This window comes from Marinobacter lipolyticus (genome assembly GCF_018424605.1).
Lineage (GTDB): Bacteria > Pseudomonadota > Gammaproteobacteria > Pseudomonadales > Oleiphilaceae > Marinobacter > Marinobacter lipolyticus_B.
Window position 1 is genome coordinate 221,943 of the sequence record NZ_QTKT01000003.1, and the last position, 16,836, is coordinate 238,778.

8 protein-coding genes are annotated in these 16,836 nt (G+C 63.8%); 5 read left to right on the plus strand and 3 right to left on the minus strand.

The window, feature by feature from the left end; translation table 11 throughout:
- The first annotated feature begins 249 nt into the window (after positions 1 to 249).
- On the plus strand, positions 250 to 2,043 hold the full coding sequence (locus tag DYI22_RS05735; protein WP_213477079.1) for an ABCB family ABC transporter ATP-binding protein/permease: 1,794 nt from the start codon (positions 250 to 252) through the stop codon (positions 2,041 to 2,043).
- Positions 2,044 to 2,168: 125 nt separating this feature from the next.
- On the opposite strand, the gene recD is transcribed toward DYI22_RS05735, so the two are convergent.
- From recD to recC, 3 genes are read right to left on the minus strand one after another with little or no spacing between them, the layout of a single operon-like run.
- A complete protein-coding gene (gene recD, locus DYI22_RS05740; RefSeq protein WP_213477080.1) occupies positions 2,169 to 4,421 on the minus strand; it encodes an exodeoxyribonuclease V subunit alpha in 2,253 nt (750 codons plus the stop codon).
- Complete coding sequence (recB, locus tag DYI22_RS05745; RefSeq protein WP_213477083.1) at positions 4,418 to 8,143, minus strand: exodeoxyribonuclease V subunit beta; 3,726 nt, start codon at positions 8,141 to 8,143, stop codon at positions 4,418 to 4,420. Before recB ends, recD begins: the two co-directional genes overlap by 4 nt.
- Positions 8,140 to 11,742, minus strand: a complete 3,603-nt coding sequence (recC, locus tag DYI22_RS05750) for an exodeoxyribonuclease V subunit gamma (RefSeq protein ID WP_213477084.1) — start codon at positions 11,740 to 11,742, stop codon at positions 8,140 to 8,142. Before recC ends, recB begins: the two co-directional genes overlap by 4 nt.
- 159 nt (positions 11,743 to 11,901) lie before the next feature.
- Between recC and DYI22_RS05755 the strand changes: the two genes are divergently transcribed.
- The 4 genes from DYI22_RS05755 to DYI22_RS05770 are packed head-to-tail and all read left to right on the plus strand — an operon-like array spanning position 11,902 to position 16,814.
- Positions 11,902 to 13,224: an imelysin family protein gene (locus tag DYI22_RS05755; RefSeq protein WP_213477085.1), complete on the plus strand. Its 1,323-nt coding sequence runs from the start codon at positions 11,902 to 11,904 to the stop codon at positions 13,222 to 13,224.
- Positions 13,225 to 13,230: 6 nt separating this feature from the next.
- Positions 13,231 to 14,634, plus strand: a complete 1,404-nt coding sequence (locus tag DYI22_RS05760) for a di-heme oxidoredictase family protein (protein ID WP_228300830.1) — start codon at positions 13,231 to 13,233, stop codon at positions 14,632 to 14,634.
- Between the two features lie 43 nt (positions 14,635 to 14,677).
- Positions 14,678 to 15,712 carry an imelysin family protein gene (locus DYI22_RS05765; RefSeq protein WP_213477086.1) on the plus strand — a complete coding sequence of 345 codons (1,035 nt, stop codon included), beginning with the start codon at positions 14,678 to 14,680 and terminating at the stop codon, positions 15,710 to 15,712.
- Between the two features lie 7 nt (positions 15,713 to 15,719).
- The gene (locus DYI22_RS05770; RefSeq protein WP_213477087.1) at positions 15,720 to 16,814 is read left to right on the plus strand and encodes a DUF1513 domain-containing protein; all 1,095 of its coding nucleotides are present in this window, start codon (positions 15,720 to 15,722) and stop codon (positions 16,812 to 16,814) included.
- Positions 16,815 to 16,836: the final 22 nt, after the last annotated feature.

The window sequence follows — 16,836 nt, forward strand, 5'->3', positions numbered from 1 at the left end:
TAGACTCCTGCTTCAATACGGTTTGTTCTCGGGACAAGACCTATCATACCTTCGGGAAGAGCCCGCATGGGTGGAGGGTCCTTCCGGGACACGCTGTAAATACGTCCATGTACGCTCGGCAAAAGCCATCCATGGCTTTTGACGGTCCCGGAAGGACCCTCCACCCACGCGGCCTCCCAGAATTGAGAGTTCCCTCGTAGGTCGGATTAGTCCAGCGTAATCCGACAAAGCTGTCAAAGGATACTCTCAGTGCGCCCCTACGCCGATCACGACTACCCGGCAGACCACAAACCGGACTGGAAAATTATTTCCGGCCTCTGGCCCTATTTAACGGAATTCCGGGGTCGGGTGGCGTTGGCGCTGAGCTTGCTGGTGCTGGCGAAACTGGCAACGGTGGCCACGCCAATTGCCCTGAAATACATCGTAGATTATCTCGACCAGAATCGCGGCGCCGATATGCTGCTGTGGATTCCGGTGGTACTGGTAGTGGCCTATGGGGCGTTGCGGTTTGGCGCCACTCTGTTCAACGAACTGCGGGATGCGGTATTCGCGCGGGTGGCGGAGCGGGCCATGCGGCGGGTGTCCCTGCGGGTGTTCGAGCATCTCCACAACCGGGAACTGGCGTTTCACCTGGACCGCAAAACCGGGGGGCTGGCGCGGGACATCGAACGCGGCACCAACGGCATCAGCTTTCTGCTGCGCTTTACCCTGTTCAACATCGTGCCCACCATTCTGGAAATCCTGCTGGTGGCTGGCATTCTGCTGGTGGTGTTCAACGTTGGCTACGTGCTGGCCATTCTGGTGGCGGTGGTGGTCTACGTCGTGTTTTCCATCAGGATTACCGAGTGGCGTACCAAGTTCGTGCGGGAGGCCAACGCCCGCGATAACCAGTCCAACTCCCGAGCCATCGACAGCCTGCTGAATTACGAGACGGTCAAATACTTCAATAACGAACGTCACGAGGCGCAGCTGTACGACCAGAATCTGGATGACTGGGAGCAGGCGAGACTGAAGAACCGCCTGTCACTGGCCACCCTGAACGCCGGCCAGGCACTGATTATCGGTGTGGCGATGATTGTGATCATGGCCATGGCCGTTCAGGAGGTGGCCAGCGGTGAGATCACCCTCGGCGATTTCACCATGATCAACGCCTACCTGCTGCAGCTGTTCATTCCCCTGAACGCGCTGGGCTTTGTCTACCGGGAAATCCGCCAGGCGCTGGTGAACGTGGAGCGGCTGTTCAAGCTGCTCGGTGACCAGCCCGCCATTCAGGACGCGCCTGATGCCAGACCACTGGCCGTTAATAACGGAGAAGTGCGTTTCGAACACATCCACTTCGCCTACCGACCGGACCGCCCGATTCTGCAGGATGTGGACTTCACCATCCCCGCCGGGCACACCGTGGCGGTGGTTGGCGCCAGCGGTGCGGGTAAATCCACCCTCGCCCGACTGTTGTTCCGGTTCTACGACCTCAACCAAGGCGCCATCCGGATTGATGGTCAGGACATTCGCGAGGTTACCCAGGACAGCCTGCGGTCCGCCATTGGTGTGGTTCCGCAGGATACGGTGCTGTTCAACGACACCCTCTACCGGAACCTGGCCTATGGCCGCCCCGATGCGACGGAAGAAGAGGTTCACCGGGCAGCGCGGTTGGCGCATCTGGAGGCCTTTATCCACAGCCTGCCGGAAGGCTATGACACCAAGGTGGGCGAACGGGGGCTCAAGCTGTCCGGCGGCGAAAAGCAGCGGGTGGCGATCGCCCGGGTGATATTGAAAAACCCGCCGCTGCTGATTCTGGACGAAGCTACGTCGTCACTGGATTCGTTATCCGAACAAGCGATCCTCGGTGCGTTGAAAGAAGTCAGCCGTCAGCGCACAACGTTGGTCATCGCCCACCGGCTGTCCACCATTCGCGATGCCAACACGATTCTGGTGATGGATGGTGGCCGTATCGTTGAAAGTGGAAGCCACAGCGAACTGCTGGCCGCCGGCGGCTACTATGCAAATCTTTGGGAACAGCAGCATCGGAGTGGCGAACAGTGAGGAGGGGAAGCCCTTCCAAAACACGCTCCTTCGGCACATCCATGTGACGCTCGGGCTCCGCCATCCCTGGCTCCGCACGGTTTTGGAAGGGCTTCCCCTCCTCACCGTCGCATCGGGCTTTGGTGTTAGTCTTCTCCCAGACGAAGCGCTAATCCTGAGGCCCGCACCACCTGTTGCTCTACGCTGTCTTTGAACACCTGCGCATCTCCGGTAATCAGGCTGAACCAATTCTTCGCCCGAGTGATGCCGGTGTAGACCAGCTCTTTTGTGAGCACCGGGCTGAGTCTGTCGGGAAGCACCAGGCAGGTGTGGTTGAACTCCGAGCCCTGGGATTTGTGTACCGTCATGGCATACACGGTTTCCAGTTGCTGCAGGCGGCTGGGGGAAATCCAGCGGATGCCGCCGTCGGCATCGCCGCTGGGGAAGGCCACACGCAGGGCATAGGCCGCTGCGCCGTCAGGCGTTCGGTCCCACGGCACACGGAAGGTGATGCCGATATCACCGTTCATCAGGCCCAGGTTGTAGTCGTTGCCGGTTATCAGCACGGGGCGTCCGGGGTACCAGCCTTCCGTCCTGTCGATCAATTTTTCAGCCAGCAGATGATGCGCAATACGCTGGTTCAGGCCCTCGACACCCCAGGGGCCCCGGCGCAGGGCGCAGAGCATCTGGAAGTCGTTGAACGCTTCAAGCACCGCTTTGGCGTGGGTGTCCCAGTCTTCCCGGGGACTGTCCGCCGTCAGACCGGAATTTTTCATCAATTCCAGATAGTGGCGATAGCCAACGGGCGGTGGAATCACTGCCTCATTCACGGTTCTGCCTTCCCCGGTGTTGCGGAAAGCGCCGGGCGAACCGGTCACCGCGTGCTGGCAGATCAGCGCCAGCGTCTGTTCAGGATCAGGTCTCGGCGAATTCCCGTTCAGCCAGATTACGTCCTCGAAGGCCTCCTCCCGGATCTGCTTCTGGATCGTGGGCGTCAGCGCCCGGGTATTCACCGCCTCCGCCAGCTGGCGAATGCCGCTGTCCTCGCTGAAACGGTAGCTCTTGCGCAGCATGGCCACAGCCTGGTCGAGCGGTTGGCCTGCTTTATCCACAAGGCTATCGGGTACCTGCGCGCCGGTGATGGCGGCCAGCCACTCGGCCGTATCCGGGGTGTAGTGGGCGTCGAAGGCGCGCTGGCAGAGTTCGCCCAGAACCGCACCGGCGTCTACCGAAGCCAACTGGTCCTTGTCGCCCAGCAGGATCAACTGGGCGTGGGCGGGCAGGGCGTCGAACACCGAGGCCATCAGGTCAACATCCACCATGGAGGCTTCGTCGATCACCAGGATGTCCACCAGCAGCGGATTGTCCCGGTGGTGGCGGAACTGGCGGGTGTCTGGCCGGCTGCCCAGCAACCGGTGCAGGGTGGTCACTTTGGTGGGAATGTCCTCCAGCTCGACCGAACCGGGCAGCGCTGCCAGTGGCAATCTGCTGACTGCGCCGCCAATGGATTCGTTCAGGCGGGCGGCGGCCTTGCCGGTGGGTGCGGCCAGGCGGATACGATACTTGTACCCTGCCCGTTCGGGGCTTTCCCCAGCGACGGCCTGCAGGGCGGCCAGCAGGTTCACCACGGTGGTGGTCTTGCCGGTACCCGGGCCGCCGGTGATCACCGCAAAGCCGTTGCGGGCGGCCAGGGCGCAGGCAAGCTTCTGGTAATCCACCGGTTCTTTTGACTGGAACAGCGTGTCGAGTGCCCGGGACAGGGTAAGTGCGGCGACCGACTGCGGGTCGGCCAGAGGCGACGGCAGCGCCAGCCGCTGCCGGATGCCCTCGGCAATGCGCTGTTCATAGCGCCAGAACCGGCGCAGATACAGCCGGGTGCCGTTCAGCACCAGCGGTGCCGGCACCGAGCCGTCGCTGACCGCACGTGAATGCCTGAGGGCGATCAGGCAATCGTCCAGTTGCACCCGGGCCAGCAGATCCTGGGGATGGGTTTCGGCCAGATCGGCGGCTTCGATGTCGGTCAGGGTTGGCTTTGCCGGTTCCTCCGGCGGCAACGCCAGGGTGTGGCCGGCATCGGCCAGCAGCGTGGCCAGGTCAATGCACACGTGACCCCGGCCCACCTGGTGGGAGGTCAGCGCCGCCAACAGCAGCACCAGCGGCTGCGGGGTATCGCCCTGCTCTTCGCTGAGCTCCCGGATCAGCCGGGCAAAGCCGGTATCCAGCGGGCGAATCCAGCCGGCCTGTTGCCACTGTGCTAAAAGCGCTTCGGTGTCGCTCAGGGTGGCCAGGCGGTGGGCGTTATCCACAGGCTCCCGCTGACCCGTGTTTGGGGTCCTCATGGGCGTGTCGTCCCCCAGGTCCAGGGCAAACTGATTCTCCGTGTTGCGGGTGCGGCTCATGCGGCCACCTCCCCGGTGATCGGCGCGCCATCGAACAGGGCGTCCAGCTGTTCCATCAGCGCTCTGGGTGGTTTGTCGGTAAAGGCACCCCCGTTGGGGGCATTCACCCCCCGCAGGAACAGGTAGACCGCGCCGCCGATGTGCTCATCGTAGTCATAGCCGGGCAGCCGGGCTTTCAGCAGCCGGTGCAGGGCCAGCAGGTAGAGCACGTATTGCAGGTCGTAGCGCTTGTCCAGGATGGCCTGGCCCATGGCCTGGTCGGTATAGGCCGGGTCGTCCTCGCCCAGGGTGTTGGATTTGTAGTCCAGAACGTAATACCGGCCCTGGTGTTCAAACACCAGGTCGATAAAGCCCTTGAGCATGCCGTTGAACAGGCTGGGCTCAGCCTGAGGACGGTCGGCGCCGTTCAGGGTGTGCTGGGTGACCAGACGGTCAAGTTGCCGGATATTGACGTCGCGGCTCTCAAACCAGAATTCCAGCTCCGGGCGCAGGCTGGTCAATTGCGCCAGGCTGACAGTTTCCCGACCGTCACGATCCAGTGTCAGGGGTTTGCGGATCAGCGCCAGCAGCCACTGGTGCAGCGGTTCCACCCACTCGCTCCAGCCCCGGGTGCCGCAGCGGCGTGAAAGTTGAGCGTGCAGCAGCTCGGGGTGGTCCAGTACCCGTTGAAAGCCCTGGGCGGTGCACCATTCCAGCAGCTCGTGCAGGAAGGTGCCGGGGCCGGCGCCCTTGGGGAAGTGGTGATGGTTGCGCGCGCCGGGGGCCGCCGGTGTGTCGTCGGTGTCCTCCTGGGCGCTTTCTTCCAGCAGGTTCTGGGTCTGGGCGTCTTCCACCTCGCCGGTGAAGGTGATGCCGGTGCCTGCCATGCCGGTGTACTCAATGCTGGAGTAACTGGCAATCCACCAGTCCTCTTTGGCTTCGCGATGGGGGACCAGCGCCGGCCCAAGGGCCTCCGGGGCGGTTTCGATGAACACAGTTTCATCGGGCTCCGGCAGCGGAGTAATGGCGATTTCCGGCCGATCCTGCGCCATTGGTGCCAAGGACGGCAGGAGACCCTGTTCGGGAGTACCTGCAAGCACGTAGCCCAAACCGCTCTGATGCCAGTTGTCCAGTGCGGCGGCGCCCACCCAGGTGGCAAACCGGGCCCGGGTCAGGGCCACGTAGAGTTTGCGGATGTCTTCGCCCAGGCGTTCCTGATCGGCTTTATCGATGTCGTCCGGGGTCGGATCAAACACCGTGACCAGCTTGCTAGTGTCATCGTGGTAGCGCACGTAGGCCTGCTTCTGGTTCTCCGCCCGGAAGGCGGTGCCGAAGGGCAGGAACACCAGTGGGTATTCCAGGCCCTTGGATTTGTGCACGGTGATCACCTTCACCAGCCCGGCGTCGCTTTCCAGGCGCAGGGTACGGTGTTCGTCTTCTTCGTCGGCCGCCCGGAGAATCTGGGTAAAGTGGTGCACCAGCGCGTGTTCGCCGTCCAGTTGCAGGCTGTCCTGCTGCAGCAACTCGGCAATGTGCAGAATGTCAGTAAGTCTTCGCTCACCGTCTGGTCTTTGCAGCAGACGGCCCGGCACTTCAAAATCCATCAGGAAGCTGCGCAGCATGGGCAGCACGCCCTGTGTCTGCCACTGGTGTTGGTAACCTTCGAAGCGGGCGATCTCCGCCTCCAGCACCTGCTCATCGGTTAACAACCGATCCAGCACCTGCCAGCTCTGGCCCAGGGTGGGGGTGGCCAGGGCGGCGCGAATCAGCGCCAGTTGCCGGGGCTCGGCGAAGGCCCGCAGCCAGCACAAGATTTCGCTCGCTTCCCGGGAGGTCAGCACCGAATCCCGGTCCGACAGGTACACGCTCTTGATGCGCCGTCGGCCCAGGGCGTCCCGCACCGCCGCCGCCTCGTTGCGATTATTGACCAGCACGGCGATGTCTTTGGGGGCTACCGGTTCCAGATCCGCGGGGTTTTCCGCCTGGGCAAAACCGGCCTGCCCGGCCTGGCCCAGGGTCAGCAAGCGGGCGATCTCGCTGGCGCAGGTTTCGGCGACTTCGGCGGTGGCAGTGCCTTTGGCCAGCCCCTTCGGATTACCTTCCTTGTCTTCTTCACCGGATTCCTGGGTCCAGAACACCAGGCTGGGCTGGATCTCACCCTGCACTGCCCACAGGCGTTTGGTGCCGTTGGCATCCACGCCCTGGAACGGCAGCGGCGTGCTGTCGCCCTTGCCGAACAGGAAGGCGCCCCGGGGGCTGTACTGGTCGCTGTGTTCGAACACCCGGTTCACCGCGCTGACCATGGTTTTGGCGGAGCGGTAGTTGGTACCCAGGGTGTAGGTGCGGGCCTGCACTCCCAGGCGAGCCTGCAGGTAGGTGTAGATGTCCGCGCCCCGGAAGCCGTAGATGGCCTGTTTCGGGTCGCCGATCATCAGCAGGCAGGTGTCAGGGTGGTTGGCTTCGACGTTGTAGACCCGGTTGAAGATGCGGTACTGCACCGGGTCGGTGTCCTGGAATTCGTCAATCAGCGCCACCGGGAACTGGCGGCGAATGGTGGCCGCGAGCTGATCACCCCGGGGGCCGTGCAAGGCGTCGTCCAGGCGGGTGAGCAGGTCATCAAAGCCCATCTCCGAGCGCTGCTGCTTTTCCTTCTCCAGCCGGTCGGCGATCCAGTGGCTGGCGTGGCGCAGGATGTCGGACTTGGCGCTGGGTTGGTTCTGACCGAATTCCAGCAAGGCGTCGATGGCGTCGAAGGCGGGGTGATGGGGCGCGGGGTCATCTCCCTTCAGAATGTTACCCAGGCCTTTGGGCGTCTGGTTCCTGAAGCCGGCGGCGCTGTCGAGTTTCTCCGGCAGCAGCTCGTCGGAACCGGCCCAGGCGACCAGGAATTCCCATACTTTGAGCATGGCGTTCTTGCTGGCGCCGTGCAGGCGTTTGCGTTTGTTCAGATCGTTCAGCAGGTCGGTGACCTCCTGCTGCCACTGGGCCCAGGGATAGGCTTTCAGCTCACTGGACCGTGCCAGCCGCTGGCGGACCACGCCATCGATGGCCTGGTGCACGCTCTCCGGCGGCTGGCCCAGGGCGTCCGGGTCGTCGATCAGGTTGCGCACTGCCTTGCGCAGGTCGGTGGGAGTTTTCCAGTGGCTGAGGGCTTCGTCCATCAGCGCCGGCGGCAGGGGGTACACAAAGGTGCGCCAGTAATCCCGGGCCACGTCGTCCAGCAGCTCACTCTGGTCGGTTTCCAGGGTGAGTTTGAACAGGCTGCCGCTGTCGAAGGCGTGCTCGCTGAGCATGCGGTTGCACCAGCCGTGGATGGTGGAGACGGCCGCCTCGTCCATCCACTCGGCGGCCAGTAGCAGTTTCTTGCGGCAGTCGGGCCAGGTGGCCGGGTCCGGGTAGCTGTCATCCCGCAGCTTGTGGATCAGGGCAGTTTCCGGTGTCGGCTCCAGACGGTCGGCGGCGTCGGAAAACACGTCGGCGGCCTGGGTCAACCGGGTGCGAATTCGGTCCCGCAGTTCCTTGGTGGCGGCGTCGGTAAAGGTCACCACCAGCAGGTTCGGCGGCAGCAGGTTCTGCAGCGGGCTGTCGTCGCTCTGGCCGTGGCCCAGTATCAGCCGCACGTACAGGATGGCGATGGTGAAGGTTTTGCCGGTGCCGGCACTGGCCTCGATCAGCGCGCTGCCGTTCAGGGGCAGCGCCAGCGGGTTCAGGTTTGGATTGCGGTTGTCGGTTGCCTGGTTCATGCCTGCTCCTCCGGATAGCCCACCTGTTCGGCGGCGGATTTGCCCTGCTCCGCTTCCCACACCGGCACATAAAGCTGGTGCAGCAGCGCTTCGAACTCGCCACTGGCCATCAGGGTTTCCGGGCTGTCAAACGCCCCGTGCAGGTAGCCGGTGTCCCGTTCCAGCGCGGTGGTGTAGGCCTGCTCTGCTTCGCTGGTGGCGCGCTCGTGGTCACCCACGTACTTCTTGCCGCCGTAGAAGCTGGTGATCCAGGCAAATCCGGCGTCGCAGTGAACCGGCAGTGCCCGGGTGGTGGCGTCCATCCAGCGGCCGAGAAGGGCGTCGAAGTGTTGGCGTGCCTGCTCGGGTGCCATCATCGGGAAGTGAAACTTGCGGCCTTCTTCCTTGCCCAGAATCAGGGTGTCGAAGGGCTGGCCGCTGAGCTGCCCGGCCAGGTGGATCACCCAGTCCCGCAGCAGATTGGCGTAGCGCACTTTCTTCGAGTAGCCGGAGCCGGTGAGCAGGCCAGAGCCGGCGATCACCAGCCGGCACAGCTGTCCTTCGGGATTGCAGCGCAGGTTGTCGATCAGGTCCGCCACCTCGACAGCCCCGGTGCTATCCGAATAGCAATACTCAAACGCTAACGGCTCGGCCACCGCTTCCGGCCAGTCGGCCAGGGCACCGCGATAGCGCTCGAACAGGTCCGGCAGTCGGCCAGCCAGTTCGGTGCGCAGGCGATGTTCGGTCACCCCCATGCCCAGGTCGCCCCGCCGGGCCATGCGGTCCAGGGTGGTTTCCAGCCGTTCGTGCAGTTCTTCCTCGCTGGTAGCTTTCAGCACGCTTTCACCAATCAGCTCGTTGTCGAGGCGCCAGCGGTCCAGACCGTTCAGGTCAAAGTTTTCGTTGTCCGTGTCCTCGTCTTCCACGGCGTCAAACCGCACCTGCAGCCGGCGCTGGTAGAAGGTATCAATGGGCTTTTTCAGGAAGTTGGCCAGGTCACTCAGGGTGAGCGGCTCTTCCGGCGCCTGGTATGGCAGGGGCTGACTGGCCTGCCCGGTGGCGTCGACACCGTGGGCGCTGCGCCATTCCCGTTCATAGGTGAACAGTCCGCGGGTTTGCCGTATCTCGGCCAGGGGTCGGGGCTGGGCCTCTTCGCCTTCGCCCACGCCATTAGCTTTCGGGAAATAGTCCCGGCTGAAGGGTTGCAACGGGTGCTGGGTGGTCAGTGCCCTGGTGACCGCTTTTTCCGGTTGCCCGGCCACTGTCCACAGGCTGTCCAGGTGATCCTGCAACTGGCCCACCAGCACCGACGGCGGCCGTTCGGAGTCGTCCCGGATGCTTCGCCCGACCCAGCTGATGTAGAGCTGTTCCCGGGCCGACAGCAGGGCTTCCAGGAACAGGTAGCGATCGTCTTCCCGGCGGGAACGGTCACCGGGGCGATAGTCCTGGGCCATCAGGTCGAAATCCACCGGCGGGCGGGAACGGGGGTAGTCGCCGTCGTTCATGCCCAGCAGGCACACCTTGCGGAAGGGAATGGCCCGCATGGGCATCAGGGTGGCAAAGTTCACCTTGCCGGCCAGGAAGCGCTGGTTCAGGCCGCCTTCGTCCAGGCCCTGCAACAACACGTCCTTGACGATGTTCAGGGGAAGCGGCTGGTGATCGAGCCCGGCGGCCAGAGCATCTTCCAGCCATTGCTCCAGCTGGCGGCGGAAGCGGTTCAGCAACAGCAGGTCCTGGCCTTCCACCTTGTGGAAAAACTGCTCGAGCATGATGGAAAACAGGGCTTCCCATTGTTCCGGGGTACGAGTGGTTTGCAGGGCCTGCCACAGGGTTTCCAACTGGTGCACGAACTCGCCGATCCGCCCTGCGAGGCTGGCCTGCAGGCCGCCGATCTCGCCATAGGGTTCTACCCCGCCCCAGGGTTCGTCGTCGCCCATGCCGTAACCGAGCAGCATGGAGCGCAGGCCAGACTGCCAGGTGTTGCGATCCAGCTCCGCCGGCAGGTCCAGGCTTTCCCGGTGCTGGCCATGCAGGCCCCAGCGGATGTTGGCGCCTTCCACCCAGCGCCGGGCCAGGGGGATGTCGTCTTCGCCGATATCAAAGCGGTCGCGGATGCCGGGCACTTCCAGCAGGCTGATGATCTCGCTCACGCCGAAGCGGCTGCGGGGCAGCGACATCAGGGTTTCCAGGGCAATCAGCACCGGCTCGTGGTGGCGCTGGCCCTGGTCGGAAATGGTGAACGGAATGTGGCGCTTGCGCCCGGGCGAGTAACGCCCGAACGCCGCCTGGATGTGTGGCGCGTAGACGTTGATGTCCGGCACCATCACGATCACATCCCGGGGCCGCAGAGTCTCGTCGGCGTTGAAGGAGGCCAGTAACTGGTCGTGCAGGATTTCCACCTCCCGCTGGGGGCCGTGGGCGTCGTGGAACACCACGGAATGGTCGCGGGCCAGATCCACCGTGCGGTTCTGGGCGCGGATCTCCTGCAGCGGCGTCAGGTTGTGGATATCGTTCTGCAACTGGTGCAGCAGGCAGGGCGAATCCGCATCGCCATGATCGGTGAAAATATCGATCTTCTGGCCCGGGGTCTGGAAGCTGGCGCGGTAATCGTCAGGGTTGTCGAATTCATCCAGCAGGCGAATGTAGTCCCGGCCCTGCTTGCCCCAGGCGGCCAGCAGCGGGTTGGCGTGCTGATGCAGTTGGTCCGGATCGTCAATCTGCGACAACACCGGGTGCACTGCGCCGCGCTTGCGTTCGGCTTTCAGCAGTTCCCGGTCGCTGATGATGTCGGCCCAGTAGAACTGACAGGGGTTGTGCACGCACAGCACCACCTGGCTGAAGCGGCTCAGGACGTACAGCGCTTCCAGCGCCTGCCGGGGCAGGGATGACACGCCAAACACCACGATCCGTTTGGGCAAGCGGCCCGGATTGGCAGGTTGAGTGATGCGCTGGCCCTGCTCCATAAAGCGGGTGTGGATTTGCGAACGGCTGGTATGGGCTTCACTGCCGACGTCTTCAACCAGCGCCCGCCAGAGCATCGGCTGCCAGAGGGTCTCCGCATCCAGGGCCTTTTCTTCGCCCCGGGCGGTGATCACCACATCCTTGCCCTGCTCCCAGGCGGCCAGCCAGTCGGCACGGAACACCTGGTACTGGTCGAACAGGTCCGCCACTTTTTCGGCTAACTGGAAGTTGCGCAGGTCGGTATCGCTGCCGTCCAGGAATCGCGCCAGGGGGGTGAAGGCGTCGTGCTGCCTCACCAGCGCCGGTAGCAAGCGATAAAGCCGCCAGACCAGCCGGGATTTGTCGAAGGGGGACTGTTCCGGTACCTCACCGTCGGGCAGTACCGCCCGGTACGCCTGCCAGATAAAGCGTGCGGGGAACAGGAAATCCATGCCCGCAGCAATGCCCAGCCCGCCTTCCACGCCATCGTCGGTGCGCTTCTCCGCCAGCGCCAGCTTCAGCCACTGGGCAATGCCGTTACTCTGCACCAGAAAGGTCTCGCTCTGCAGCGGCGGCATGGGATTCTGCCGGCAGATGTACACCACGGCCCGGCGCAGATCTTCCAGGTGGTTGGCGTGGATGGCGTGGAAGCCGGGTTCGATGGCGGTGTTCTGAACCATGAGGGTCCTTGATGGCGAATGGTCTTGGGCGCGTCGGGTGTTCACAATGTACCGCAAAAACAGCGTGGATTTCTCGATCCCGCGCCATTGTATTCAATGAGTGCACCTCTATAATGGGAATGACTTTCACTACCATTGGCAAATAACAAGGATTCACATATGAAGCAGGTTTACCGCCCTCTTCCGTTGGCCCTGGCAGTTTCCCTCGTGGCCGTGGCCGGTTGCAGCAACCAGCAGGAAAGCGATGTAAAGGAATCCGGTACCAGCGAACAAGCTGCTGTTGTAGCCCCGACCAAAGCTCAGGTTGTGGAACATTACAGCGACCTGGCGTACGCCAACTTCAGCGATGCGCTGACCACGGCCGAGGCCCTGGACGAGGCGGTGGATACCTTGATCGAGAATCCTACCGAAGCCAACCTGGCAGCCGCCAAACAAGCGTGGTTGGCGGCCCGTGTGCCCTACCAGCAGACCGAAGTGTTCCGTTTCGGCAATGCCATTGTCGATGACTGGGAAGGCCAGCTGAATGCCTGGCCGCTGGATGAGGGGCTGATCGATTACGTCGCCGCCGATGGCTATCAGTACGAGCTGGGCAACGACGGCGCCACCGCTAACATCATCGCCAGCCCGAGCATCAACATCGGTGGCAATACCGTCGACGTATCCGAACTCACCCCGGAGCTGCTGGCGAACCTGAACGAGATCGGTGGGTCCGAGGCCAATGTGGCCACCGGTTATCACGCCGTGGAATTCCTGTTGTGGGGCCAGGATCTGAACGGCTTTGATGCCGGAGCGGGCAACCGGCCGGTCACCGACTACGCCCAAGGGGAGGAGTGTACCCACGGCAACTGCGACCGCCGCGCGGCCTATCTGGATGCTGCTACTGATCTGCTGATTGATGACCTGGAGTGGATGGTGGCGCAGTGGGCGCCGGGTAAGGATGATAACTATCGCGCTGAACTGCTGGCGGAATCACCGGATGCGGCGATCCAGAAAATGTTGTTCGGCATGGGTTCCCTGTCGCTGGGCGAACTGGCCGGCGAGCGCATGAAGGTGGCGCTGGAGGCCAACTCCTACGAGGACGAACACGACTGCTTCAGCGACAACACCCACAACAGCCACTATTACAATGGCCAGGGGGTGGCCAACGTCTACAAGGGCACCTACACTCGTGTTGACGGAACCGTGGTCAACGGGCCCTCCCTGTCGGATCTGGTAGCCGAGGTGAACCCGGAACTGGACAAGACCCTGCGGGTTCAGCTGGTGGAATCCATGGCGGCCCTCGCCACCATGAAGACCGTGGCCGAAACCGACAATCAACCGCTGAAATTCGACATGATGATCGCTCCGTCCAGTGAGCGGGGCGCTGACATCGTCAACGGTGCCATTGTTGCCCTGGTCAATCAGACCGGCTCCATTGAGCAGGCGGCTGGTGAACTGGGCATCGACTCGCTCGAGCCAGACGACGCCGGCCACGCCTTCTGATCCGCTATGTCCTTCAGACGTTTGCTTGCACTGACAGCACTCGCCCTGGCTTCGGCCAGCGGCGGGGCTGCAGACTCACCGCCGATACAGACAACCCCGATGACCGGTGGCGAGGGTACGGTGGAACAGTTCGATCACAACGCCTATTCCCTGCCGCAGGGCAACCTGGCCATGACCAAACGGCTGGACTTCAGCGTTGGTAACAGTTTTTTCCGCAATCCCTGGGTGGAGGCTCCGGCCAGCACCGATGCCCGGGACGGGCTGGGGCCGCTGTTCAACACCAATTCCTGTCAGGGTTGTCACCTCAAAGACGGTCGCGGCCATCCGCCCACAGCCGAAGCGCCCTCGGTGTCGCTGTTTCTGCGGCTTGCGGTACCGGCGGATCCGCACACTGACGCCGACCTGCTTCGTACCCGTGGCTTCAAGCCGGCACCCGTGTACGGCAGCCAGTTACAGACGGCCGCCATCCCGGGCATGAAACCGGAGGCCGACCTGGTGCTGACCTGGCAGGCGCGCACCGAATCCTACCCGGATGGTCGCACCGTGGAACTGCGCGCGCCGCAATACGCCATAGATAATCCGAACTATGGTCCGCTGCCGGAGGACCTGCTGGTATCGCCGCGGGTCGCGCCCGGGATGATCGGGCTGGGATTGCTTGAGGCCATTGAGGAAGCGGATTTGCTGGCCGCTGCGGATCCCGACGACGCCAACGGCGACGGTATCTCCGGCCGTGCCAACCGGGTCTGGCATGCCCGTACCGAAACTACGGTGCTGGGCCGTTTCGGCTGGAAGGCGGCCGAACCGGACGTGCGCCAGCAGAGTATGGGCGCGTTTTCCGGCGACATGGGGCTGACCAGCGCCCTGGTGCCGGTCACCGACTGCACATCGGGACAGACCTGCGACCAGTTTGCCGATGGAGGCACACCGGAAGTCAGCGACAAGGTGGCGGACTTTATCACCTTCTACGCCAGCAGCCTGGCGGTGCCGGCGCGGCGGGAGCTGGACCACCCGCAGGTGCAGCAGGGGGCGACAACCTTCAACGAGATCGGATGCGCCGGCTGCCACACGCCCAGACACACCACCGGCCAGGTGCCCGATCGGCCGGACCTGAGTAACCAGACGATCTGGCCCTATACGGACCTGCTGTTGCACGACATGGGCGCGGCGCTGGCCGATGGCCGCGATGAGTTTCTTGCCAATGGCAACGAGTGGCGCACGGCACCGTTATGGGGGATTGGTCTGGCCCAGACCGTCAATCCGAGCGCCGGTTTCCTGCACGACGGCCGCGCCCGAACCCTGGAAGAGGCCATTCTGTGGCATGGTGGAGAGGCGTCCGCCAGCACAGATCGGTTCAAGGCGCTGCCTGCGGATCGACGGGCTGCGTTGATCCGTTTCCTGCAATCCCTTTGAACAAGCGGCTTAGCCAAGGTAATCAACCCGGAATGAACACACCATGAAACACCCAATCCGCACCGCGATCACTGCCGTTGTTATCGGAGCTGCTGCCTGCCCGGCCATGGCACAGGAGCCCGCTGACACCCGGGCCGTCTGGCACCAACAGGTCGCCGACGGGTATGCGGCGCTGCAGGCCGAAACCGAGGCCCTGGTGAGCCAGACCCTGAGCTACTGTGGCTCGCCGGCGGACGCACAACGGCAGGCGCTCGAACGCCAGTGGCGGCAAGCGTTCGAGGCCTGGCAGGCGGTGCGCTGGGTGGATTTCGGGCCGGTGGAGCAGGGCAATCGGGCCTGGCAGTTCCAGTTCTGGCCGGACCCGAAAAACCTGATCGGTCGCAAGGCCAGCCTCCTGCTGCAGACACCGGACGCTGACATCGGTAAGGCTGTCGCCGAGGGCGGCGTTGCGGTTCAGGGATTTCCCATGGCGGAATACCTGATCTTCGATTCGCGGCTGAACCAGGGTGATCAGGCCCTGCCCGCCCCGGCCACCTGCCGCGCCCTGCGCGCTGTGGCGGCTTTCGCCGCGGACAACAGTGCCGCCCTGGTCAACGAATGGCAGGTTTTCGAGGCCGCTTATACCGCCAACGAGCTCTACCTTGATAGCACCGTGCGCGCCGGCATGACCGCCCTGGACATTCTTGCAGAGCGGCGGCTGGCGGCGCCAATGGGGTTTCGCGGGAACGACCGGCGCTCGGTCTACCTCGCCGATGCCTGGCGCAGCGAGTATTCGCTGGCGGCCGTACGGGCGAGCCTGGAAGGCCTGCGCCAGCAGTTCTTGCCGGGCCTGCGCCAGCGGCTGATGCAGGCCGATGAAACGGCCCTGGCAGACCGTATCGCACGGGCCTTCGACGATGCGTTGGCTCGCCTCGACGCCATGCCGGTTGCCATGAGGCCATTGCTTGATGACGACGAGGCCTTCGGCCAGTTGCAGGGCCTGTACGTGACCATCAGCCAGCTACAACAGCTGGTCAATGGACAGGCGGCGACCGCCCTGGGCGTGATCCGGGGCTTCAACTCCAGCGATGGCGATTGAGTCGCTGATGTCCCCCTCCCGACGCCAGCTACTCCGGGCCATTTCCGGCGCACTGGTGGCCACTCCATTGGCGGGTTGCGGAGCCTGGCGGATCGGTGGTTCGCAACCCTCAGTGACCGTCAGCGCAGCCCGCCTGCCGGATGGCGGACCCGGGGCGGTGGCCTTCGATCCGCACGGGCGGATTCTCTGGCAACGCCGGTTGCCGGCCCGCTGTCACGGGGGCTGTCCGACCCCGGACGGAGCCGGGGTGGTGTTGTTCGAGCGCCGGCCAGGCTGGCGCGCCTATGTTCTGGATCTGCACACCGGCGAGTCACTGGCGCAGCTGCCGTTGGCGAAGCAGGAGCATTTCTATGGTCACGGTGTGTTCAGTCCGGCCGGTGACCGGCTCTACGCCACGGTAAACCACTATGGGACGGGGACCGGACGGGTCGCGGTATACGATGCCCGCAACGGATACCGCCGCCTCGGCCACATCGACCTTAACGGCATCGGCCCCCATGAGATTGTCCTCAACCCGGTGGACGATACCCTTGTTGTTGCCCTGGGCGGCATCGAAACTCACCCGGACTACCCCAGGCTAAAGCTGAATGTCGACACCATGGATCCCGCGCTGCTGGTGATCGACCGTCACAACGGTGCCCTTATCGCCCGTCATCGACCCTCTCACCATCAGCTCAGTTGTCGTCATTTGGCGGTGTCCCCCGCCGGGCGGGTGTGGGTCGGCTATCAGTATCAGGGGCCTTCCCATTACCAGCCGCCACTGATGGCGCGGCTTGCCGGCAATCAGATGCTCGAGGTCGCGCTACCTGAGACGATCCAGCGCGGCCTGGACAACTACATTGCCAGCGTTGCGATCTGTCCGCTCACCGGCCAGGTTGCCATGACCGCCCCCCGCGGAGGCACTACGCTGATACTGGACGACCGCGCCGCGGAGTTGCTACGCACGGTCAGTATCCCGGACTGCGCCGGTGTCCATGGCGCGCCCGCCGGCGGTTTTTTGCTGACCTCCGGTGAGGGGGCAATGGTGCGGCTTCATCCGGATGGCCGGTCGGAAGCCCTCACTACCGCGCCCTGCCGCTGGGACAACCATCTGATCGCCTGACACCAGCGTGGTGATGACCGCA